General features: G+C 66.4%; 20 protein-coding genes. 11 read left to right on the top strand and 9 right to left on the bottom strand.

Annotated elements, in window-relative coordinates:
• The first annotated feature begins 43 nt into the window (after window positions 1–43).
• Window positions 44–745: a YebB family permuted papain-like enzyme gene (locus AB3K92_RS08980; RefSeq protein ID WP_369464858.1), complete on the top strand. Its 702-nt coding sequence runs from the start codon at window positions 44–46 to the stop codon at window positions 743–745.
• Between the two features lie 18 nt (window positions 746–763).
• Here AB3K92_RS08980 and AB3K92_RS08985 read toward each other — a convergent pair whose 3' ends face one another.
• From AB3K92_RS08985 to AB3K92_RS09005, 5 genes are all read right to left on the bottom strand, one after another.
• Window positions 764–1,396 carry a LysE family translocator gene (locus AB3K92_RS08985; protein ID WP_059488607.1) on the bottom strand — a complete coding sequence of 211 codons (633 nt, stop codon included), beginning with the start codon at window positions 1,394–1,396 and terminating at the stop codon, window positions 764–766.
• Window positions 1,397–1,526: 130 nt separating this feature from the next.
• Window positions 1,527–2,351: a hypothetical protein gene (locus tag AB3K92_RS08990; protein WP_369465770.1), complete on the bottom strand. Its 825-nt coding sequence runs from the start codon at window positions 2,349–2,351 to the stop codon at window positions 1,527–1,529.
• A gap of 124 nt (window positions 2,352–2,475) precedes the next feature.
• Window positions 2,476–2,808: a DUF2322 family protein gene (locus tag AB3K92_RS08995; protein WP_369464859.1), complete on the bottom strand. Its 333-nt coding sequence runs from the start codon at window positions 2,806–2,808 to the stop codon at window positions 2,476–2,478.
• Window positions 2,809–3,006: 198 nt separating this feature from the next.
• The gene (locus tag AB3K92_RS09000; RefSeq protein WP_048021565.1) at window positions 3,007–3,903 is read right to left on the bottom strand and encodes an oxidoreductase; all 897 of its coding nucleotides are present in this window, start codon (window positions 3,901–3,903) and stop codon (window positions 3,007–3,009) included.
• A 14-nt stretch (window positions 3,904–3,917) separates the two neighbouring features.
• The gene (locus AB3K92_RS09005) at window positions 3,918–5,120 is read right to left on the bottom strand and encodes an MFS transporter (protein ID WP_369465771.1); all 1,203 of its coding nucleotides are present in this window, start codon (window positions 5,118–5,120) and stop codon (window positions 3,918–3,920) included.
• A 138-nt stretch (window positions 5,121–5,258) separates the two neighbouring features.
• Here AB3K92_RS09005 and gcvA point away from each other — a divergent pair, with 138 nt between their 5' ends.
• Window positions 5,259–6,191, top strand: coding sequence for a transcriptional regulator GcvA (gcvA, locus tag AB3K92_RS09010; RefSeq protein ID WP_021160576.1), 933 nt, complete (start codon window positions 5,259–5,261; stop codon window positions 6,189–6,191).
• A 155-nt stretch (window positions 6,192–6,346) separates the two neighbouring features.
• Here gcvA and AB3K92_RS09015 read toward each other — a convergent pair whose 3' ends face one another.
• A complete protein-coding gene (locus AB3K92_RS09015) occupies window positions 6,347–7,048 on the bottom strand; it encodes a flavin reductase family protein (RefSeq protein ID WP_059621188.1) in 702 nt (233 codons plus the stop codon).
• Between the two features lie 208 nt (window positions 7,049–7,256).
• On the opposite strand from AB3K92_RS09015, the gene AB3K92_RS09020 reads away from it, so the two are divergent.
• Window positions 7,257–7,583: a thioredoxin family protein gene (locus AB3K92_RS09020; RefSeq protein ID WP_021160574.1), complete on the top strand. Its 327-nt coding sequence runs from the start codon at window positions 7,257–7,259 to the stop codon at window positions 7,581–7,583.
• A gap of 10 nt (window positions 7,584–7,593) precedes the next feature.
• The gene (locus tag AB3K92_RS09025; protein ID WP_369464860.1) at window positions 7,594–8,013 is read left to right on the top strand and encodes a secondary thiamine-phosphate synthase enzyme YjbQ; all 420 of its coding nucleotides are present in this window, start codon (window positions 7,594–7,596) and stop codon (window positions 8,011–8,013) included.
• A 65-nt stretch (window positions 8,014–8,078) separates the two neighbouring features.
• Here the strand turns inward: AB3K92_RS09025 and atsR are convergent, their stop codons facing one another.
• The 3 genes from atsR to AB3K92_RS09040 are packed head-to-tail and all read right to left on the bottom strand — an operon-like array spanning window position 8,079 to window position 11,321.
• The gene (gene atsR / locus AB3K92_RS09030) at window positions 8,079–9,899 is read right to left on the bottom strand and encodes a hybrid sensor histidine kinase/response regulator AtsR (protein ID WP_059652564.1); all 1,821 of its coding nucleotides are present in this window, start codon (window positions 9,897–9,899) and stop codon (window positions 8,079–8,081) included.
• Window positions 9,896–10,399, bottom strand: a complete 504-nt coding sequence (locus AB3K92_RS09035; RefSeq protein ID WP_048021454.1) for a molybdopterin-dependent oxidoreductase — start codon at window positions 10,397–10,399, stop codon at window positions 9,896–9,898. Before AB3K92_RS09035 ends, atsR begins: the two co-directional genes overlap by 4 nt.
• A 49-nt stretch (window positions 10,400–10,448) precedes the next feature.
• Window positions 10,449–11,321, bottom strand: a complete 873-nt coding sequence (locus tag AB3K92_RS09040) for a helix-turn-helix domain-containing protein (RefSeq protein ID WP_021160570.1) — start codon at window positions 11,319–11,321, stop codon at window positions 10,449–10,451.
• 359 nt (window positions 11,322–11,680) lie between these two features.
• Between AB3K92_RS09040 and AB3K92_RS09045 the strand changes: the two genes are divergently transcribed.
• The 7 genes from AB3K92_RS09045 (at window position 11,681) to AB3K92_RS09075 (ending at window position 22,419) form a co-directional block, all read left to right on the top strand.
• Window positions 11,681–12,268: a tetratricopeptide repeat protein gene (locus AB3K92_RS09045; protein ID WP_021160569.1), complete on the top strand. Its 588-nt coding sequence runs from the start codon at window positions 11,681–11,683 to the stop codon at window positions 12,266–12,268.
• Window positions 12,269–12,388: 120 nt separating this feature from the next.
• Window positions 12,389–13,216, top strand: a complete 828-nt coding sequence (locus AB3K92_RS09050) for a hypothetical protein (protein WP_021160568.1) — start codon at window positions 12,389–12,391, stop codon at window positions 13,214–13,216.
• A gap of 123 nt (window positions 13,217–13,339) precedes the next feature.
• Window positions 13,340–14,347 carry a hypothetical protein gene (locus tag AB3K92_RS09055; protein ID WP_369464861.1) on the top strand — a complete coding sequence of 336 codons (1,008 nt, stop codon included), beginning with the start codon at window positions 13,340–13,342 and terminating at the stop codon, window positions 14,345–14,347.
• Window positions 14,348–14,711: 364 nt separating this feature from the next.
• The gene (locus tag AB3K92_RS09060; RefSeq protein ID WP_369464862.1) at window positions 14,712–17,795 is read left to right on the top strand and encodes an ATP-binding protein; all 3,084 of its coding nucleotides are present in this window, start codon (window positions 14,712–14,714) and stop codon (window positions 17,793–17,795) included.
• A 25-nt stretch (window positions 17,796–17,820) separates the two neighbouring features.
• The gene (locus AB3K92_RS09065; RefSeq protein ID WP_308043792.1) at window positions 17,821–18,093 is read left to right on the top strand and encodes a hypothetical protein; all 273 of its coding nucleotides are present in this window, start codon (window positions 17,821–17,823) and stop codon (window positions 18,091–18,093) included.
• Window positions 18,094–18,493: 400 nt separating this feature from the next.
• Entirely contained in the window at window positions 18,494–19,168 is a 675-nt protein-coding gene (locus AB3K92_RS09070; protein WP_059498274.1) for a response regulator, read from the top strand.
• A gap of 173 nt (window positions 19,169–19,341) precedes the next feature.
• On the top strand, window positions 19,342–22,419 hold the full coding sequence (locus AB3K92_RS09075) for an ATP-binding protein (protein WP_369464863.1): 3,078 nt from the start codon (window positions 19,342–19,344) through the stop codon (window positions 22,417–22,419).
• Window positions 22,420–22,920 lie beyond the last annotated feature (501 nt).

Raw genomic sequence — 22,920 nt, forward strand, 5'->3', positions numbered from 1 at the left:
GCTGCTGACATGCTCGCGCCATCACCACTTGCGCGAGGTCCGTATGGTCGTCGACACCGGCCGCCAGCCGCTCATGATCCGCTCGCCCGGCGCGTGCCGGCGGCGCCTCTTCTGCGTCGGTTCTCCCGAAACGCATCATGTGTCGTTGCCGGTCGCACCGGAGATCGGCGACATCGTGTTCATTCGTGTGACCGTGCGGCCGTTCCTCGAGGTAGCGAGCGCAACGCGCTCATGGACGAATCACGTCGGCATCGTCGTCGGCGCGCGCGGCGGTGAAACGCTGATCGCGGAGAGCACGTTTCCGCTATCGCGCGTGACGACGATGTCGCGATTTCTCGCACGCTCCGATCGCGGCGCATGCGTGATCGCGCGGCTGAAGCAGCCGCTCGATGCAGAGCAGCGGCGGCGGCTTGTCGACGCGGCGATGCGCCGGACCGGCGTGGTCTACGACACGGGTTTCAATCTCGCGTCGCGCCGGCAGTTCTGCTCGCGGTTCGTGCGCGAAGTCGTGCGCGATGCGACGCGGATCGTGCTCGGCGACGTCGAGACCTTCGACATGCTGTTGCGCCGGAATCCCGATCATCCGCTCGGTTTCTGGAAAATCTGGTATTTCGGGCGAATCCCGTGGCGCCGCCGCACGGTGACGCCGGCGAGCTTGCTCGAGAGCGACGCGTTGCGGGTGGTGGCGGATACGCGCGGGTGTGTCAAGAACGGGCCTGAACCTGGCCGTTCGGGCGGCACCTGAATCGGGCGGCGGCTACGACTACTGCCGCCCCGCCACCGCAAGCCGCGCCGCCAATCCGACGAATACCGACCCAAGCAGATACTGAGGCAGTTTCGACGGCCGGCGGCGCGCGCCGATCCGCTGGCTCAGCCGGCTCGCGGAAAGAATGACCGCGCCGTTCACGACGAGTCCGATCAGGTTCAGCACCGTCGCGAGCACGAGAATCTGCCCGGCGATCGAACCGTGCTCGGGGCGCACGAACTGCGGAAACAGCGCGAGCACGAACAACGCCATCTTCGGATTCAGCAGGTTCGTCGTCAGGCCCTGACGGAAGATCGTCGCGGTCGAGTGGCGGCGTGGCGACGCGACGGGCGACAGCGCGGTCGCATCCGAACGGAAGGTTTTCCACGCGAGATACAGCAAATACGCGGCGCCTGCGAAGCGCACGGCGTCATACGCGAGCGGCACCGCGACAAAAAGCTGCGACAAGCCCAGCGCGGCCGCGAGCGCGTGGCAGTAGGTGCCGGCCTGAATGCCCGCGAGCGTCGCGAAGCCTGCACGCCGGCCCTGGCTCACGCTGCGGGACGCGATCAGCAGCATGTCGGGGCCGGGCGTGGCCGTCAGGGCGAGACATGCGCCGGAGAACAGCGCGAGCGTGGAGAGGTCGATCATGGCAGTCCCTTTTGTCGGTGCGGCGTAAAAGGGAGGTCAGTTTAGGAGGGCACGTGAGCGCGGTCAATCGAGCGAACGGACGATGGCCGGACCGCGCGGATCGCATGACACATGCATCATGCTCGCGCGATCAGCGCGCCCCCGGCTTGCGGCACGCGACCCGGTAGTCGATCACGGTATTCGCCGAAGGCTTGTCCGGCTCGCCGCCGGCCGTCGTCACGCCGAGCACGCCGGCTGCATTCCGGTAGCGCAGCGCGCAATACCCCATTCCAGTACCCGAACACGCTTCGGCTTCGAAGATGCCGTGCTTCGCGAGCGTTGCCGCACCGTCCGTTGCTTCCGGCTTCTCGCGCGGGCGCAGCGGTTGCCAGCCGTGCGCGATCAGGATCCTGCGTGCCGCATCGAGCGGCGCGCCGTACACGTTCGGCACGACCGCACGGCCGCCGCAGTGTGTGCTTTCGGCGGCGACACCGGTCAAGCGCAGGTCGCCGTTCTCTTCATGCAGTTCGCCGACGGGCGGTGCCGGGCCGTCGCCGCCCCAGATCAGCAGCGCGCCGTTTTCCAGCCGATCGACCGAGCCGAGCTGCCAGCCGGCCTTGCGCGCGGTATAGCCGAGCGCGACGAGCGTCGTGCCGTCGAATACGCCGATGTTGCCGTTGCGCGCGAAGCAGATCGCGCTCGTGCCGGCGCGGAAGCCGCTCGAGAACGTGACGACCGTGTAGCGCCCGAGCGGCGCCTCGGACGTCACGATCCAGTCGCGCTTCGCGACTTCGCGGCCGGCCGCGGTGGTCGTCTTCGCGCGATATCGCTCGCAAAACGGATCGAGCGAACCGTCCTCCGGCGAATGCGGCAGCACGCCGAGCGGCACGAGCGACGCGCCGGCGATATCGGATGCTGTCCGCAGCGGGGCGGCCGATGCCGTGCCGCCGAGCGCGGCCCAGGCAACGGCCGTGATCGCGGTGGCCGTCGCGAAACGACGGCCCGAAGCCAGAGCACTCAAGCGAGACACGCGGGCGATCTCCAGGGAAGCGGATACGGATGCGACGGTTGCGGTGTTCCGCACGTGTGCCGCCAACGACTCAGCCCTTCGCGACGACGTCGATGCGCAGCGCTTCACCGCCGTCGACGATCGCCAGCAGACGATCGACGTTCGGGTGCGCGCCCGGGCGGTTGCGTGCGTCGGCCGTATGTTCGGCGAACACGGCGAGGCCGTGCTCGGCCGCTTTCGCGTCGAGCGTGCCGAATGCCTGCTGCAGATAGTTGTACACCGCGAGCGAGCCCTGCTTGCCCGGCTGGTTCTCGATGGTCGCGACCACGTCGCCGTTCGCGCCGGCGAGATCGATGTGCGCGATACCGTCGATGGCCGGCAGTTGCGCGAGGTTGTCCTTGAATACAGGGGTCGGTTGAATCACTGAAAACACTCCGTCGGTCTGATCGTGGAAAGGTGGCGGCCTGTATGTTATCTGATTCGCCGTGATGCACTTTCCGACGCAACCGGGCGATTTGCACGGAGTCTGATCATCCGATCGCAGACGCGCACGGCGGCCGAATTTCATGACCGACGAGGCGGTGAGTCTCGCGTCGATCCGATCCCTTGGGTTTGCTTGCGGCTAGCCCGGGCCATCGCTGGCGGCAGCGAGAAGCGGAACGACCAGATCGCTGATCGGCGTCGGAATGCCGTGCGTTCGTCCGTAGCGCTGCACGACGCCGTTCCGGCAGTCCCATTCGAGCGGATGGTTGCCTTGTCGGTCGGCAAGGATGGACGTCCCTAAATCGGGCGGAAAGCCATGCAATCCATCGACGATTTCCTGCGGCACGTCATCGCCCAGCTTCGCGCCCTCCGCCCGCGCGACCTCGAGACATTCCCGCAGGTAGGCGAGCGACAGTTCGGTGATGTCGCTTCGCGTGTACATGCCGGCGCGGCGGCCGGTCAGCACCATGAGTCCCGCCACGGCGTTCTGCAAGAGCTTGCGCCACGCGAGCGAGATGAAATCCTCCGCCACCTCCGGCGCGCAGCGCGTGCCGTGCAAAGCGGCGACCACCACGTTGCTCGCCGGCGTATCGGGCAGCGTGAGCCGAGGCTTGCCCCGCAGCCACACCGATGCGCCCGATTCGCGCTGCGCCGGAAACCAGACGACCGACGGCACGACCGTGGCGCCGGCCGCATACGGCGCGAACGCGGCTTTCTGCTCGACGCCGTTTTGCAGCACGCAGACGACGGTATTCGCATCGCATAGCGCGGAGACCCAGGGTGCCGCACTCGCGATCTGCGTCGACTTGACCGCGACGAACACGAGATCGAACCTTTCCTCGACCGCGTGCGGATCGGTCAGTACGGGCCCGGGCACGACGATCTCGCCGCCGTCGAAGCGCAGCTTCAACTGTTCGTGGGCCGAGCGGCCGCAGATCACCGGCGTGCGGCCGGCTTCATGAAGGGCCGCGGCGACGGTCGTTCCGATTGCGCCCGGACCGACGAGGGCGACGGTCGGGTAGCCAGCGTTCGTCATGGTGTTCATCCTGTTCAGTCATCCGCCAGATGCGGGCGCAGTGCGAGGGCGAGCGGAAAAATCGCGAGGGCGGTCAGCGCGGTCGCATACGTGGCGCCATGCACACCGATCCTGTCGCCCAGGAAACCGTAGAGAACAGGCGATATCGCGCCGGATGCGATCGTCCCCGTGTAGAAGATCGCGAATGCGCGCTCGGTGCGCTCGGGTGCGGACATCTCCGGAACGGTTCCGTACAGCACCGACGAAGTGCCGTTGAGCATCATACCCAGAATCGGCAGCAGCACCATGGCGAGTGCCAACGGGAGATACATCACCGCGACGATGCACGCGGCTGTACCGCCCTCCGTGAGCAGCACCGTCCTGACCATACCCAGGCGCGCGCCCAACCAGCCACACAGGAATTTGCCGGCCGCACCGCCTATGAACACGAGCGCAAGCGCCGTTCCCAGCAGTTGCGGCGAGACACCCTTTGCCTTGAGCAGGAAAGGCAGAAATGTCAGCAGTCCCATGCGTACCGCCGTATCGAGCACGCCGATGGAAAAAAGCATGGGGAAGCCGCTTCCTCCGGTGCCGCTGCGTTGAGCGGACGCCTGTTCTTTGGCCGCCGTGTTGCTTGCGCCACGCGGCACGGCGGGAAACCAGAGCGCGATGACGGCGGCCACGACGCAGCCCAATCCGGCGACGATCCATAGCGCGTGACGCCACGGCATCAGGGTCACGAGCAGCGAAATGGCGGCCGGCAGTGCGGATTTCCCCAGATCGCCGGCAAAGTTGTAGATGCTCAGCGGGCCTCTCGCGTCGCGTCCATAGAGGCGGGAGACGGCGCCCGATGCGATCGGATGCTGCGTGCTGGATCCGCCGCCCGAAATCGCCAGCGCCACGCCCAGACCGAGCAGGCCACCCGACACGCCCGCGAGCGCATAACCGAGCGCGGCGAGCAGTGTGCCGAATGCGAGGGTCGTGCCGCTGCCCAGGTGTTGCGCGAGGCGCCCCGCAGACAACTGCAGCGTCGCCATCGTGCCGGCATAGATGCCGCGCAGGATCGCCAGGGCCGCAAAGTCGAGCCCGAATTCCGACTGCCACACCGGCAGCAACGCGTAGATCATGTCCGTATAACCATCGTGCATTGCGTGCGCAATGCAGGACAGCCACAGCACGCGCCGTCGGGGCGTTGCAGTCTCCCGCGTCACGAGAGGGGAAAAAACCGGCAGGCGCATCGTCATTTGCTCCGTGCGAGCGGTCGGTGGAAGCCGCTCGTGGCATCGTTTTCACGCTCGATGCGTCAATTTTATGGGGGAGGCAGCGGCCATTTCAATTGAACTAAAATCGCGTCAACGGAGAGAAAAAGTCACGTCATGAACGACAACCAGGACACGGCGAAGCATCGGGGCGAGTTGCCCCCGCTCAATGCGCTGCGCGCTTTCGATGCGGTCGCGCGGCACGGCAGCTTCGCGGGGGCGGCGGTGGAACTGCATGTCACCCACTGGGCCGTAGGCAAGCAGATCCGGCTGCTGGAGGACTGGTTCGGGCTGCCGTTGTTCGACCGTCGTCCGCGCGGTGTCGTGCTGACCGACGAAGGGGCCGCGTTGCTGAACGACGTCAGCCACGTGTTCGAGCGCCTCGGTACCGCGGTGGGGCGGCTGCGTCACGACACGTTCAAGCACCGGATATCGGGCGTCGTGCGGGTGAATGTGCCGATGAGCTTTGCGCTGTGCTGGCTGCTGCCGCGGCTCGCCGATTTCCATTCGCGATACCCCGACATCGACGTGAGGGTGTCGACGACATCGCGCAAGTTGCGCTATGTCGCCGACGCTTTCGATATCGGTGTGCGTTCCGGTCCCGAGCAGGGCGCGGGCGTCGTATCGCGCCCGTTGATGCCCGACCTGCGCGTGCCGGCCTGCAATCCCGCATTGCTGCGCCGGCATCCGATACAGGGCGTGGCCGACCTGCGCCATCACACCCTGCTGCATTCGGCCACGACGCGCTCCGCCTGGTCGCACTGGTTGCAGGAAGCGGGGGCTTCCGATCTGCGCGCCGCGCGTCATGTCGAATTCGATCATGTGAATCTTCAGCTCGGCGCGGCCATCGAGGGGCTCGGCGTGGCCCTGGCATCGCTGCCGCTGATCGGGCGCGATCTCGCCGAGGGGCGCCTCGTGTGTCCGATCGCGTCGCCTGTATGGCGTGCCGACGACTACATGCTGGTGACGAACGCCGATCGTGCCGACGATGCCGCGGTGTCCGCGTTCGAGCAGTGGATGGAACGCATGGCGGGCCGCGAGGCGGAATAGGCTCGCGGTGTCGATCCGCGCGATCGGCACCGCGATGCACTGGGCCGGCAGTGCGAGGCGGAACGAGGCGGTGCGGGGTCGGCGCAGCCGCCTCGCTACCGCCGGTGGAGGCATGACGAAGCGCCCGGTTCACTGCGATTGCGCCGGGCGCTTCGTTACCGTCCGGCGCCGGTCAACATGCCCGCTTCACGCGAACGTTCGATGTCGGGGCTGCGATACGCGCGCTCCGGAATCTCCGCGAGCCGCGACGCATGCACCTGCCGCGGCTCCAGCCCGTAGAACTTCTGGAAGCTCATGATCAGCGGCGACCACTTGTCCGGATCGATGCGGTCCGCGTAGCCGTCCATCAGCAGGTCGGGATGCACGTGCACGCGCTGGATGCGCAACTCGAACACGCGGATATGGCCGCGCAGGTCCGGCGCCTCGTCGCCGATCCCGTGCGTGGCCGCGACGACCGCTTCCATGTGCACCGGGCATTCGAGCGCACGCGGCGGCGCGACGGTTTGCGACGCGGTTGCGGTGAGCCCGGCCGAGCCGAACTTGTCGGGTTCGAAGACGTAGCCTTTCGCGCGCTTGCCGTCGGGCACCGGATGCGTGCCCGTCGTGCGTGCGATCCGGTCGACCGCGTCCGCCTGCGCCGACGACGGCAGGTTCAGCACGCATTCGCCGGTGCGCATCAGGTTGCGGGTGGTCTGCGAGCTGGCGGCGATGCCGATCACGCCGCGCCAGCCGAGCCAGAACGCGGACGAGATCGGCGCGAGATTGGGCGTGCCGTTTTCGTTCAGCGTGCTGACCAGCACGACGGGCGTGCCGAAATAGAGGATGTTCGGTTCGGTGACGCAATGCGGCGCATTCATGGCGGGTGCCCTCGGTGACGGATCAGTCCGCATGCTGATCCTGTCGCGGCGGCGCGGCGCTCCGAATCTTGTCGTGTCATTCCGGAAGGGCACAGGCGGCATGGGCGCCGCAACGGGCCGGCCGGCATCGCGCGCGCTTTTCCGCTAGAGTAGGAAATCGCAGGCCGCGACCGCGCGGCCACGTTCCGCCAACGCACACGAGGGCCCGATGGATACCGAGCAACGCTATACCGCCAATGCACCGACGCGCGCGGAAGTCGACGCACTGGGCGGCGCAACCGTCATCGAATTCGGCGCGAACTGGTGCGGGATCTGCGCGGGCGCGCAGCCCGCGATCGTCGCGTCGTTCTCCGCGCATCCCGCGGTGCGGCACCTGAAGATCGAGGATGGCCCGGGCCGCCCGCTCGGCCGTTCGTTCGGCGTGAAGCTGTGGCCGACGCTGGTGTTCCTGCGCGACGGTGTCGAGGTCGCGCGCGTCGTGCGCCCGGCCGACGCGAAGCAGATCGAAGCCGACGGCTTCGCCGCGCTGGCCTGAGGTCGCCGAGATGCAACAGGCCCTCACGCACATCGGCGTCGACACGCGCGGCAGCGGCCTCGTCGAATTCACGCCGCAGGTGCGTGCGTTCGTCGACCAGCAGGCGATCCGCACCGGCCTGCTCACCGTGTTCTGCCGCCATACGTCGGCGTCGCTGCTGATCCAGGAGAATGCGGATCCGTCGGTGCAGCGCGATCTCGAACGCTACTTCGCGACGCTCGCACCGGAGGACGCCACGCGCTACGAGCACGACACCGAAGGCGCAGACGACATGCCCGCGCATCTGCGCACGGCGCTCACGCAGGTACAGCTGTCGATCCCGGTCGAGCACGGACGCATGGTGCTCGGCACGTGGGAGGGCATCTACCTGTTCGAGCATCGCCGCGCCGCGCACCGGCGCGACATCGTGCTGCACCTGATCGGCGAATGAGCCTCGACGGGTGACGCCGCGCGCGGCTCGCAATGCGGTGCCTGTGCGCACACGGCATCGCGGGCTTACGCGAGCAGTTTCTCGACGAGCGCGCCGAGTTCGCGCAGGTGGACGGGCTTCGGCAGGAATGCGTCGAATACCCGCTTGTTCTCGCGCAGCGCAGCCGATTCATACGCGCTGACGCCGAGGATCGCCGGATGCCGGCCGTCGTCGTCGGGTTGCGCCACCGCGCGAATGCGCCGTGCGACGTCGAAACCGCTCAGGTCCGGCAGCTCGAGATCGAGCACGACGATGTCGTAGCGGCTCGCACCGAAGCGCGCGACGCCTTCCTGCCCGGTGCTGCACAGATCGACGTCGATGCCGAGCGCCGACAGCATCGCGCCGAGCGTTTCGCGTGCGTTGTCGTCGTCGTCGACCACCAGCGCGCGCCGGCCGCGGTATGCGGCCGCGTGCGGCAGCGCGGGCGCGTCGCCGGCCGCGTTGCCGGCGGTGTCGATGCCGGGCACTTCGGCCGGCAGCGTCACGACGAACTCGCTGCCTTCGCCCACCGTGCTGCGCACGTCCACATGCCCGCGCAGCGTCGTCACGATTTCGCGCACGACGGCGAGCCCCATGCCGATTCCGTCCACATGCAGCCCGACCGCGTCGTTCGCGCGATAGAACGGCTCGAAGATCTTCGACAGGTGCTGTTTCGCGATGCCGGCGCCCGTGTCGCGCACGGCGATCTTCAATTGCTGGCCGGCCGGCGCGTCGGCGAGCGTGATCGACACCTTGATCGATCCGCCGAGCGTGTACTTGACCGAGTTCTCGATCAGGTTCGACAGCACCTGGCGCAGCAGCTTGCGATCGGAGCGGATCGCGAGGTCGTGCGGCTCGACTTGCTGCGTGACCACGATCCGCCTGGCCGCGATCTTCTCGCGCAGCGGGTCGAGCACTTCGGCCAGCAGCGGCGCGATGGCGACGGTATCCAGCTCGGCGAGACGTTTCGTCGAGCGCAGCTTGATGTAGTCGGTCAGGTCCTTGACGAGCGCCTCGAGGGACAGCGCGGAATTCTGCAGCCGCCGGATCGTCTTCAGGTTCGCGTCCGACTGCGGGCGCGCGAGCAGGATCTCGACCGATCCGCAGATCGCCTGCAGCGGCGTGCGCAACTCATGGCTGACCATCCCGAGGAACGCGTTCTTCGCCTCGATCATCTCGAATGCACGATCGGACGCCTTGCGTTCCGCGTCGAGCGCCGCGTCCTGCCGTTCGAGCAGGTCGTCGCGCGTGCGCATCGTATAGAACAGCAGCAGGAACAACGCGCACAGGATGACGCCGAGCACGATGCCGAGGATCAGGATCGCGCGCTGCTTGTCCCTCAGCTGATGGAACGTGAAGTCGCGCTGCGCCATCTCGATCGCGCGGAAATAGTTCGCGAGGCCGTTGACCTTCGGCCAGTACGCATTCACGTCGTCGATCACCTGCCGTGCGCGCTGCGGCGAATCGCGCAACGGCGGCACGTCGCGCTTCAGGCGCGTCATGAATTCGCCGAGCGCGTCGATCTCGTTGCGCGCGCGCGGGATGCGCAGCCAGTACTGGGACACTTCCGACGGCCGCTGCAGAAAGCCGAACGACACCGACAGGCTGTCGAGCTGCATCTGGACGTGATTGAAGTCGTCGTCCTCGTGCGTCGCGTAGAGGATCAGTTGCCGGTCGAACCGCGTATAGACGTTCCGGTATTGCGCAGCGGTCCAGAACACGCCTTCGCGCGGCCCCTCGAGTACGCCTTCGTTGACCGAGGTGGCGAGGAGGTCCCACAGCAGGAACGCCCACGCGGCGAACCCCATGATCCACAGCGAGCCGAGGACCAGGATGATTTTTCTATTTTTCCATCGCCCGCGTTTCATTTCACCGTCAGGCCGATGATCTGCCATGCGAACTTGGCTTCGCCGAGCGGCGTCTTCAGTTCGTCGGGATACTGGTCGCGCGGGTACATGATCCACAGCGGGCCGTAGTTGTCGTTGTCGAGCACCTTGCCGTTCATCGTCCGCGCGAGGATCACGCCGTAGCGATCGGCGTCGGACACGGGAATCGTGAACGTGTACTCGTCGATGCAGCGGAACTCGATCTGCGTGCCGTGCGCGCCGACGGTCTTCAGGATGTCGGACAGGCGCGGGCCGGTGAAGGTCGCCTTCGGTGTCCAGCTCGTCGACGTGACGATCGTGTGCTGGGGCAGCGCCATCAGCGCCTGTTCGGAGAAGACGTAGGCCGTCTTGCCCGGCTGGTTGTGCCTGTCGATCCTGCCGTCGACGGTGAACGTGAACGACGAGGCAGCCCACGCCGCGGCGGCCATGCCGAGCAGGCAGGCCGTCAGCAGGCCCTTGGTCCAGATGGTCGGAATTCGCATGTCATTCCCTCGGTTTTGTCGTGTTGTGTGGTGGCTTGTGTTTCTGGTCTCAGTTCGCGGCGGCCGCGGCCGGCAGCGTGATTTTCAGTTCGCGCGCCACTTCGGCGAACAGGATCGGCAGGCGCACCGGCTTTTCCTCGCAGCGTGCGTTGTAGTGCGACACGATGTGCGCGATTTCGTCTTCGCTCGCTTCACCGGTCGAGATCTTGCCGGTCAGCAGGAAGATCGGCGCGCCGCTGTTCTCGCTCGAGCGGATGCCGCGCACGAGTTCGGCGGCGGTCTGGTCGCCGAGCATCCAGTCGAGGATGTAGCCGTCGAAATCCTCCACTTCGAGTGCCTTGCGGAACGATGCGCCGTCGAAGTACGGGATCGCGTTCACGCCTTTTTCGATGAAATATTCACAGATGGTTTCGGCGACGTCCTGCGAATCGTCGACCACGGCGATCCGCGCCGCATACACGTTCGGCTGGGTCGAGCGCAGCTCGATCACGTCGACCGGATACGTGCGGCCCTCGCGCGCGTGCTGACGCTCGGTGATGAGCCACTCGCCCTGCCACTGCAGCGCGACGAAGTCCGTCTCGATCTGGCTGCTGGCCTTGGTCGAGATCGCGGCGCGGCAGCGAAAGCGCCGCGACTCGATCACGAGCGTCGCGTCGATCATCTCGGCGGCGGCCGGCTGCGTGCCCTTGTCGTCGAGCAGAATCGCGGGCGGCACGCCGAAATGCGTCGCGATGTCCTGCAATTGCGACAGGTTCCACGGGATCATGCCCTTCATCTTGCGGGTGACGACAGAGAAGCTGAGGCCGAGCACGTTCGCGATCGTCGTGTTGTGACTTCGCGGCGGAATGCCGTTCCGGTTCAGTAGGTCGCGCACCTTGTTGGCGGTGATCAGATCGACGTTGGCCTGCTCGCTGTTGGACATCTCGATGGGGTCTCCAGGGGTTTTTGGCGAGGGAGAGCATATCAAAACTGACGTGACACGCAAACTTTGAAAAAGCGAATCACCTTGACATGCTGTTTTTCTCCATTATTATTGCTCACCACGTCACCTTTGTTTGTCGCGTCATGTTTGGAGATCGCAGCCGGCAACAGCCGGTACAACGAAAAGCGACAACAATGAAGCGGTGACTGAACGATTCGAAGAGAGAACCTGAGAGAGCCTTGGAGTGCGTGTCGGCGTCGACGGATTGTATCCGTTGCGCCGCGCGCCGCCGGGTGCGAGCTCACGGGGGTGAAAAGCTCGAAGAATTGCGGCGCCAATAAAACTTGAGGAAAGTACCAATGTTCCGCCGTCTACTCGCACCGGGGCTGCTGTTGCTATTGGCCGCGTGCGCGCAGGATCCGTCCGTCACTGGCAACACGGTGCGGATCTGCGACGACACAGGCTGTTCTGACCGTCCTAAAGATCAGGTGTCCTATCAGAAAAAGGACGATTCGGAAGACCGGGAAGATCCGCGCATCGCCGCGCTGAAGCAGACCGCGAAGACCCAGCCGAAGGCCGCCTACGACCTCGGCCTGCGCTATTTCCGCGGCGACGGCGTGCGCCAGGACAGCTACCAGGCCCTCAAGTGGATGCGCGAGGCCGCGGAGCGTGGCGACCTGCAGGCGCAGAAGGCGCTCGGCAGTTTCTACCTGTTCGGCCTCGAGGAAATGGGCTCCGATGCGCGCGAAGCGGAGAAGTGGCTGTCGATCGCAGCCGCCCGCGGCGACAAGGAGTCGAAGAAGCTGCTCGACCTTGCACGCAAGGCCAAGAAGGAAGACGAAGAAGACTGGAAATGGCGCACGCAATGGCGTGACGTCTATTACGGCTACTGGTACTCGGGCTATCCGTACTACGGCGTCTGGCAGCAGACGTACTGGTACTACTGACCGGGCCTGAAGCAACGGGGGCAGCAGCGGGGAGACCACCATCGCGCGCCAGCCGGGGGGCTTATCGAAGTTCGCACGAACACATAAGCCGAACAACGACTCTAATCGATCGACAACGACATGAAGACCAACCTTTCCCAACGTCTCACTCAAGGTGCGCTGGTTGCAGCGCTTTGCGCGTCCGTGGCGGGCTGCGGCGGCGTCGTGACGCCCGGCGGTCAGAACGCGGGCGTGACCGGTGCCGCCGCGGGCGGCACGAGCGCCGGCGCCGACACGGGGCTGCAGCGCTGCGCGTCGCCGCTCGGCACGATCGCCGTCGACGACGGCCGCAATGCCGACTGGTGGGGCCCGTTCGGCAGCGCGACCAAGATGACGACGATCGACCCGCTGCTGCGCCTGGCCGTCCAGCAGTCGAACTGCTTCGTGATCACGTCGATCGGCAACCAGAAGAGCGACGCGCGCCTGTCGCGCATCACGCAGCTGCAGCGCAACTCGGGCGAATACCGCGCGGGCTCGAAGCAGCAGAAGGGCCAGCGTGTCGCGGCCGACTACTACATGGAACCGCAGATCGTCATCAACGATTCGCCGATCGGCGGCATCGGCAGCATGATCGGCGGGCTGATCGGCAACAGCGCGGTGGCGGCGGTGGCCGGCCACCTGCAGACGAAGGCATCGGTCGTCACGCTGACGCTGTTCGACGTGCGCTCGGCCGTGCAGATCGCGGCATCGGAAGGCAGCTCGACGGCGACCAACTACGGTGCCGCGCTGGGCGGCTTCGGCGGCGGCGTGGGCGGTGCGCTCGCGGGCTTCTCGTCGACGCCGGAAGGCAAGGCGACCGTCGTCGCGTTCATCGACGCGTACAACAAGATGGTCGTCGCACTGCGCAGCTACAAGGCGCAGGACGTCAAGGGCGGCCTCGGCCGCGGTGGCCAGCTCCAGGTCAACTGACGTCCAGGGCCGGCGGTGCGCCGCCGGCCGGTTTCCGCTTCGCAATCGTCCGTGCGTGCGGCGTGAGCCGCGCGCGCCGGCTTCGTTCGTCCTGTTTGTCCTGTTCGTTTCGAGGTGATTCCGATGAAAGCCGTTGCATTGATCGCATTGACCTGTCTCGCGCTGACCGCCTGCGGCGGCGACGACAATTCATCACCTGCGTCGTCCGGCGGCGGATCGGGCACGAGCAACAACGGCGGCACCGGCGGGACGGGAAGCGGCGGTAGCGGCGGCTCGGGTGGGTCGGGCGGCTCAGGCAGCGGCACGCTGACGCTGCGCTACGACGCGCAGCCGACCGCGGCGGACCAGGCGAGCTTCCTGACGCTGCTCAACAGCGAAGGCGCGAAGGGCTACCGCTACCTGGGCGACTACTACTACGCCCCGTCCGACGGCGGCTCGCGCTCGATCTTCGTGAACGACGGCACCGTGCAGACCTACACGTACCAGTTGCAATCCGCGCCGGGCGACTGGACGACCTTCCTCAACCAGGCCAACACGCAGGGCACGAACGGCTATCGCTACGAAGGGCCGCTCACGTACGGCTACCTGTATCGCAAGGATGGCGGTTCGTCGGCCACCTACACGTATACGACGACCGGCCTGCCGGCCGACCCGAACGCGTTCCTCACGCAGGCGAACGGCCAGGGCCAGTCGGGTTACTGGTTCCTGGGCCCGATGGTGATCGGCTCGGTGCAGTCGAACGTGTACATGAAGAACAACGCGTCGAGCGCAACCTACACGTACGATGCGCTCACGCCGACGACGAGCGTCAGCGACTTCATCGCGCAGGCCAACAGCGAAGGTGCGAAGGGTTATCGCGCGAAGGGCGCGATGGTGTTCGGCAGCACGATCTCGTGGGTCTACGTGAAGGACCAGACGCAGTCGCCGACCTTCACGTACCAGTCGGCCGCGATCCAGTCGAGCGGCGCCAGCTTCGTCCAGCAGTCGAACACGTTCGGCGCGCAGGGTACCGCGTATCTGAGCGATCTCGCGCTCGGCGCCCCCACGCCGGTGATGGCGTCGTTCTATTTCAAGCCGGCGAACTGCACGGGGTTCCTGTGCACGACGCTCAACCCGCTCACGCAGAACTGACCTGCCGTCGTTCGACGGCCGCCGAAGTGCCTCGCCGCCTGAGCGGCGCTTCCGTGGGGGTATGCCGCTTGATGGCCCGCCCCCGCCTTTTTCCTCGCCTCCTCTTCCTCCCGGTTGCGCGTCGCAGGGTCCGACGTGCAGCCGGGATGTGTCCGAACGCCACATTTTCCCGCACCGAATTTCGGTCAAGTTCTAAATATCTGCTCAATAGGATTTGACGTGTACGAAACGGTTCATTTGGGGTGGACGCTCCCATACCCGTTTGGCATCGTCGGAATTCATTCCATCTTTTCCATGGTGAATTCCGGCCAGGCGTCGCACTTCGAATCGGCATCGTTCGAGGGCGCGACCCTCGTCGCGCGTCATGCCGCAGAGTCCGCTTCAATCCCTCCGCCGCTATCTGAGCATCTCGGTGTTCGGTGGCGGCATCGTCGTTACCATCCTGGTCCTGATCGCATGCGGTCTCGGGATGACGGCGATCGTCTCGGGGCATGTCGAGGGCGAGCGGCGCAATTACCTGAACGGGCTGGAGCAGACGCTCAACGAGATCCAGGTGAGCGAGACCTCGTTCCGCAACGGCGTCGCGAATGCGCAGCTGATCTGGCGCGAGGCCGATAGCGCGCCGGAATCGGTCGTCGATGCCTTCTTCGGCGACGACCAGCGTGTCGCGATCCGGCCGCATCCGTCGCTCGTGCTCGGCGTGCCGGGGCAGACCGGCGATCGCATCGAGGTGGCGCGCTACCTGTCGCTGTCGGTGCTGCTGGCGCGCATCTGCGCGGCGAGCTCGATCAATCGCGGGCGCACGCTGGAGGGCTACCACTACAGCACGCGCACGGGCATGTTCGGGCTGGTGCCGAACCGGAACCGCGACGACCCCGCGCTGGTGTCGCCCGACGATCGCGCACGCGTGCTGGACGCGCTGCGCATCGATTTCGAGCGCGCGTATCCGGGTGTCGTCGATAGCCGTCCGCACGTGCGCTGGCTCGCGCCGTTCATCGATCCCGTGTCGGGGCAGCCGCGCATCCGGATCGCGGCCGAAGCGCACGACAACGGTAAAACGTTTGCCGTGCTCGTCACCGAATATCCGCCCGAGTACCTGCTGTCATGGCTGGCCGACTATCGGCCCGACGGCGTGTTCACCATCGCGACGGCCGACGGCCGGCTCGTCGCGATGGATCCCGCCGTGGGCGACGCCGGCCGCGCGGCGCGCCTGCTGGAACTGGCCCGGTGGCGTGGCGGCGGCCCGTCGGGTTCGCCGGTGTTCCGCGACGGCTTCCTGATGTTTCACGGCAAGCTCGAATCGACGGGCTGGACGTTTACGTATGCGCTGTCGTGGGCCGACGTTGCGGCCGGCGTCGCGCATTCGGCGGGCACGCTGGCGGCGGCGACGCTGCTGACGCTCACCGTCATGTGGGTGTTGCTGCTGCGCTTTCACCGGCGCGAATTCGCGCCGCTCTATGCGCGCTCGCAGCGCGTGTTCGACAGCGAGGCGCTGTGCCGCAGCGTGATCGAGATGGCGCCGATCGGCCTTGGGCTGATCGCGCGCGACGACGGGCGCTGCATGCTGGCGAGTCCCGCGCTCAGGGAGATGGTCGCCCGCAACGGCGGCGATCATCGCGAGCTGTCGAACCAGATCGCCACCGCGTGGCAGGCGCACGTCGCGAGCGGTGGCGCGGGCCGCGTGCTGCACGACGATCTCGTGATCGGCAGCGGCGAAGCCGCGCACCTGCATCTCGAATTCATCGCATGCGGCGCACGCTATCAGGGCGCGGACGTGCTGATCGCCGCGGTCACCGATACCACCGCGAAGCACCAGCTGATGCAGAAGCTCGAAGAGGCCGTGCGCGCGGCCGATTCGGCCAATGCCGCGAAATCGTCGTTCCTCGCGGCGACGAGCCACGAGATCCGCACGCCGCTGAACGTGATCCTCGGCAACCTCGAACTGCTCGAACGCTCGGCGCTCGATGCGGTCCAGCACGGCCGCATCGGCACGTTGCGCACGTCGGCGACGAGCCTGCTCGCGCTCGTCAACGACATTCTCGATTTCTCGAAGATCGAGGCCGGCGCGATGCAGGTCGAGTCGATCGAGTTCGACGTGATCGCGACGGTCGCACGCGAGCTGAGCGGGTTCGCGCCGATCGCGAAGGCGAAGGGCCTGCAGCTGTTCTGCGAAATCGACGCGGCCTATACGCAGCGGGTGCGCGGTGATCCGACGCGATTCGCGCAGGTGCTCGGCAACCTGCTGAACAATGCGATCAAGTTTACGAGCACGGGCCGCGTGACGGTGCGCGTGGCCGTCGTTGCGGACGGCCACGGCGCGCCGGTGCTGTCGGTCGCGGTCGAGGATACCGGCATCGGCATTGCCGACGAGCATCGGCGCAAGCTGTTCAAGGCGTTCACGCAGGTCGATACGTCGATCACGCGGCGCTATGGCGGCACGGGGCTCGGGCTCGCGCTGTGCGACCGCCTCGTCGCGGCGATGGGCGGCAGCATCGGCGTGGAGAGCGAGCCGGGTGTCGGCAGTCGCTTCACGATCCGTCTGCCGCTCGGCACGAAAGTCGCGATGCTCGGCCGGCCGCACGGCGTGCGCGCGCATGCATGTGCGCTGACGCTCGTTGCCGCGCATCGCGAATGGCGCGAATTCGCGTTGCCGCACCTGCATGCTTGGGGATTCGACGTCGACGTGTACGACACCCTGTCGAGCCTGCCGGGCGATCTGGCGGGCCCGGTCGTGCTGATCGGCGATCCCGACACCTGGTCGCACGCCGAACTGGGCAACCTGCGCGGCTGTGCGCCCCTGATCCTCGCCACGCGCGATGGCCCGCTCGAACCGCACCGCGCAAGCGGCACGGTGCGCGTATCGAGTTATTCGCTCGGCGGGCTGCGCGCCGCGCTGTCGTGTTGCGCGTCGTGTCGCGGTGAAAGCGCGATTGCCGCTTCATCCGGTGGCGAACTTGCGCTTGTCGCCATGCCCGGCCGGCGGCGCGCCGGGGTGGCACAGTCACAGCCGTCCATCGCTCGTGCGCCGCGCGTGCTGGTCGCTCGCGACGAAGCCGTCGACGGGTCGATTTTCCGCGAGCAGCTGCATGCACTCGGCTGCACGGTGGCCGAGGCCGGGTCCGGGCGCGCGGTGCTCGAATCGCTGGCCGGCGGCGACTGGGACGTGCTGCTGATCGGCGCCGATCTTCCCGATCTGCGCGCGCACGAGCTGGCGGAAGCCGCGCGCGACCAAGGTGCCGCGTGCGACGTACTGGTCATCACGTCGCACGTGTCGCCCGATGGCATGCGCCGCTACCTGTCGGCAGGCGTGCGGCGCGTCCTGACGAAACCCGTGACGCTCGTCCACCTGCGCACCGCGCTTGCCTCTGTGTGGCAGCGGTGCGGTGCTGCGCCGGAAAGCGCGGCGAGCGCGCCGGGCGATCGCGAGGCGGCACTGCATGACAAGTAACCGGCAACACGGAACCCGGCAACGCATGTCCGACATGACAGGGGCAGAGTGCCTGCGCCGGTCGCAATGCACATTTCAAATCACACTGGAGGGGAAGACCATGCGTCACCTGGGGAAGATATTCGCATTGCTGATCGAATTCGCGGCGCTGTCCGAGCGGTCGCGCAAGGAATTTCTGACGATAATGAACGAGTATCTGCTGATGTCGCCGACTCAGAGACGGCGCGCGATCAACGATTGGAAAATGCGCCAGGAAGGTGCGCGGCATGACGAACCCGGCGAGTCGGTGCACCGATAGTGCGTGGTGGCGGGGCGGTACGTAGCGGGATCTCCCCGCGCCCGTCCGCCGAGACGCCCTCCGTATGATGGCGGCAGGCGGTGGAGGACCCGCACGGGCCAGCCGCTTGCAAGTGCCGCCTCTGGCACGTACGGGCGCGCCGCATAGCCGATTTCCCCGGTGACGCGTGTTCGATCCCTCAAACTGCGCGACGTGGCCATCGCAGCCCGTTCGCCAGTTGGCGCGCAGGATGCGCGATGCATCGACCGCCCGACCGGCAAACGCGGCCGGATTTATCTTAAAATTAGGTCACTATTGTCCGGCGGCCGTATGTAGCTGACGATCGGCCGACGGCGCGAGGATGCGAGCGTTGCGTCGTGCGCCGGATGCGTGACGGGAAGCCTCGGGGAGAAACAGGAGCATGGACGAATTTTCAGTGCGCGTGATGGTGGCGGATGATCATCCGGCGTCGGCGCTCGGGATGTCGCAGGCGATGCAAGGCAACAGCACGATCAAGCTGGTGGGCGCCGTTTCGAACTCGACGGATCTGGTCACGGCGCTCGATGCGCAGCCGAGCGACGTGCTCGTGCTCGACTACGTGATGCCAGGCGGCAAGTACGGCGATGGCCTCGTGCTGCTGTCGTTCCTGCAGCGTCGTTACCCCGCGCTGCGTATCGTGACGATCACGATGATCGACAACCCGAGCGTGCTGCGCGCGATCCAGAAGCAGGGCGTGCACTGCATCCTCAGCAAGTCGGATGCGCTGTCGCACCTGATCGGCGCCGTGCACGCGGCCTATGTCGGCGCGAACTACATGTCGCCGTTCGTGAAGCAACTGCTTCAGGATGGCGATGCGATGCCCGTCGCGCGCGCGCTGACGACGCGCGAGATCGAGGTGGTCCGGCTTTTCGGCGCCGGCTACACGGTGGGCGAGATCGCCACGCAGCTGCACCGCAGCAAGCAGACCATCAGTTCCCAGAAGTCGAGCGCGATGAAGAAGCTGGGGATCGTTCGCGACGCGGACCTGATCCGGTATGCGGACGAAGGCGACGTGCAGGATCCGTCCGCTCCGGGCGCACCCACCGCACGTGACTGACCTGGGCACACGGCTCGGCACCGGCCACAGGCAGGCGCGCAGCGCGGGCGGCACGGTGACGCACCGTTCCTGCGCGCATGTCCGATGCGTGACGGTTGCACCCGCGGCAAGCTGTTGCCAGCAAGGGCGAATACCGGCTCACGTTCGACGACAGTGAAACCACATCGAAGCGTATGCCCGACAAACTGAAAAGGCTGGCCGCGCAGGCTGCCGCCGTTGGCGGCAAACCGTTCGACCCGGTCCGGGTCCGGCGCCAGCAGTACGCGCTGCTGTACGGCGGCGGCGTGGCGATCACCGTGTTCATCGTGCTGTGTGCGTTCCTGGTCGTCCGGCTTGCCGTCGACGACTACGTTGCCCAGATGCGCTCGTCGTTCCTGCGGGAAGCGGCGCAACTGCACGGCGAGTTGCAGGTGACGAAGGTGTTGCTTGGACGATTCGCCGACAACATGACCGCGGCCAACAGCAACCCCGAAGTCGTGCCGCCGTCCGATCTGCAGACGTTGATCGACAATGGCGGCCGGCTCGATTGGCCGAACCCGTACGGGAAGTCGAGGGTCGTCGGGTTCGCCGATATGGCGCCGGGGCATTCGCCTGCTGCGTATCTGCGCTATATCGGCGCGCTCTACCGGATGGGCCACGCCGTGGCCACACCGTCGCCGGTTTCGATTGCGCTGAGTTTCTCGGCTTACCTGATCGGCGTGAACGACGACTATCTGGTGTTGTTCGGCGCTGAACTGGCTGCACGGGCCCCCGCGCGGCTGGCCCCGTCCGATCTGCGGGCGCTGGCGCGACGCCTCGAACCGGCGGGCGTCGATGACCGCGTCGTCATCGAGACGCGCGACGATCCGTTGCTTGGCAGGCCCGTGACCCGGATTGCGCAACGGCTGCGCAACGAGAACGGCGAGCCGTTCGCATGGCTTGTTTTCAACGGGCGTCCCGAACTCGACCGGATCATGGCGCCGCAGGCGCCGGACGAAGAGAAAGTGCTCGTCGACACGAGCGGGCATATCGTGATGGGGCGGACGCATGACAGCGGAGTCGTCGCGCGAATGCTCGATCGCGTGCTGAATCGGGATCGTGCGCCAGCCGTTCCGCATCGCATCGGCGGCCGCTTCGTGCTTGGGGATCGCCTGCCAGGGGCCGACCTCGTGCTGATCAAGAGCGTTTCGTGGCAAAGCGTGGCGATGGCCAATGCCACGCGTATCGGCATCACGTGCGCCCTGGCGCTGTTCGGCATCGCGGTGTTGTGGACCGCGATCGTCCTGTTCGACCGGCGCGCGCTGCGTCCTGCGAATCGGCGCGCGATACGCCTGATCGAAAGCGAGGCGCTGAATCGCACGCTGATTCGCACGGCGCCGGCCGGCCTCGCGCTGCTGTCGCTCGCCGACGGTGACGTGATCGTGCGCAACGATGCGATGGCTGCCTACGACAAGGCCGTTTCGGGGTCGCCGCTCGGCAAAAGACTGTGGCAGGTTTATCGCGATGAGGTGCGCGTCGACGATGGCGCGCACGGGCTCGTCACGCATGAATTCGCGATCGAGCACGCGGAACACGGCACCGCGTATCTCGATGCGCACATGGTGCGCGCCAAGTACCGCGGCATCGACGTGCTGCTGTGCACACTGATCGACATCACCGCGCGCAAGGAAGTGGAGGAGACGCTCCGTGCGGCGCGTGTGGCCGCCGAGGATGCGAACAAGGCCAAATCCACGTTCCTCGCGACGATGAGCCACGAGATCCGCACGCCGCTCAATGCGATCATCGGTAATCTCGAGTTGATGGCGCGCGGGGCGCTACCGTCGGCGGAGCGGCGGCGGTTGAATACGGTCGCTTCGTCGTCGGACACGTTGCTGCGCGTGATCAACGACGTGCTCGATCTTTCGAAGGCGGAGTCGAACCAGATGGTGCTGGAAAGCATCCCGTTCGATCTGCGTCGCCTGCTGGACGACGTGACCGCGATGTTCCGTCCGCTCGCGGAAGCGAAAAACCTCGGGCTTGCTTGTCGCGTAGCGCCGGAAGTGGCCGACGGCTACGTCGGCGATCCGACGCGGCTGCGTCAACTGGTGTCGAACCTCGTCAGCAATGCGATCAAGTTCACGAAGCGCGGCGACGTGACGGTCGAGGCGCGGCCCGCGCCGGCCGGTGCCGCGGGAAGACGAGTCGAGATCATCGTCCGGGATACGGGCATCGGCATTCCCGAAGACGGCGTGTCGACGCTGTTCGACGTCTATATCCAGACCGACGCATCGGTGTATCGCCGCTTCGGCGGCACGGGGCTCGGGTTGCCGCTGTGCAAGCGCATCGTCACGCTGATGGGCGGTGAGCTGAGCGTCGACAGTCGTCTTGGCGAAGGCACGACCTTCGTGGCCGCGTTGCCGCTGTCCGAAGCCGCACCCGGGTGGCGTATCGACGTGCCGGAACTGCCGGCGTTCGCGGATGCGGTGCGCGGTTATGGATCGGCATCGGAAGCGGATGACGAGTCCCGAGCGACGGCGGCGGCCGACGCGGGCCCGCCGGGCCGGGAGGACGACGAGGAGCCGCTGCGTGTGCTAGTCGCCGAGGATCATCCCGCGAGTCGCGCATTGCTGCGCGACCAGCTCGACGCGCTGCATTACGACGCGACGATCGTATCCAACGGCGTAGAGGCAATGCGCGCGTTTTTCGAGCATCCGTTCGACGTCGTGCTGACGGATCTCGGCATGCCGGAACTCGACGGGTTCGCGCTGGCGAATTTTCTGCGGGAGCAGGGCGCGACAGTGCCGGTGATCGCGATGACCGCGCACGCGACCGATGAGGACCGCCAGCGCTGCGAACGGGCAGGTACGGTGGAGGTCGTGCTGAAGCCGTTGTCGATCGGAACGCTCGAAGCGGTGTTGCGCCGGCATGGCGGGCGGCGGGTGGTGGCGAGCGGTGAGGCACATGCACCGGTGCGTGACAGGCCGTCAGTTGTGACCGATGAGATGCGGCAGACGTTACGCGAGGCGACGCTGCGTTCGCTGGCGGTGATCAGAGGCGCGCTGGCAGCTGGCGAGATCGATCTGATAAAGATCGAATTGCACTCGATGCGCGGCGGCTTTGCGCTGGCAGGCGATACCGAGGCAAGTGACGCGTGCGCGCGTGCCGAACGAACCGCGCCCGAAGACGGCATCGAAGCGATAAGGGCGGAATGGCCGGCGTTCGAGGCGCGGATCGAACGCGCGCTGGAACGGCTGTCCGGGAGCGGGTCGTGCGGCTCGCCAGAGCCGGTCTGATTTGCGACCGAGTGTGGCGCGATGTGGGCGCGCCACGATTGTCGATTCGCGGGCCCATGGCGCGGCGCATTGCTCGAAAAATGACATGGCGCAGTGCCGGAGAGCCGTGATGTGACTATTTGGTCGAGCCGTTTGAATGCGTGCCCGTTTCTTTCGCAGCCGCGCATGTCAGCATCACCTTCCCACGACTGTTCGGAACTCTTGGAACGTCGACCGCCATGCATTCCGGCATCGCTCGATCCCCGTCGAGTGATTGCGCCCCATCTCCCTCTTTGAACTCGACACGCGTGAACGCATGACTGTGCGCATCCACGCGATGCGTTAGATACCGACGCGTGCGCGGATACCCGTTTTCGGCGTTTTTCCGAACGGGACTAGCCGCGCGCCTTGCCGTTTTGCTCCTTCCGTCGTCTACCGACAACCGCTGCCATTGACAGTGAAGTGATCGCGATTCCCGCAACCCGAGCTTGCGTGACGCGCGTGAAGGGGGCTCATCACCAG

Origin of the sequence: Burkholderia sp. Bmkn7 (assembly GCF_041103175.1) — a bacterium.
Classification (GTDB): Bacteria; Pseudomonadota; Gammaproteobacteria; order Burkholderiales; family Burkholderiaceae; genus Burkholderia; species Burkholderia cepacia.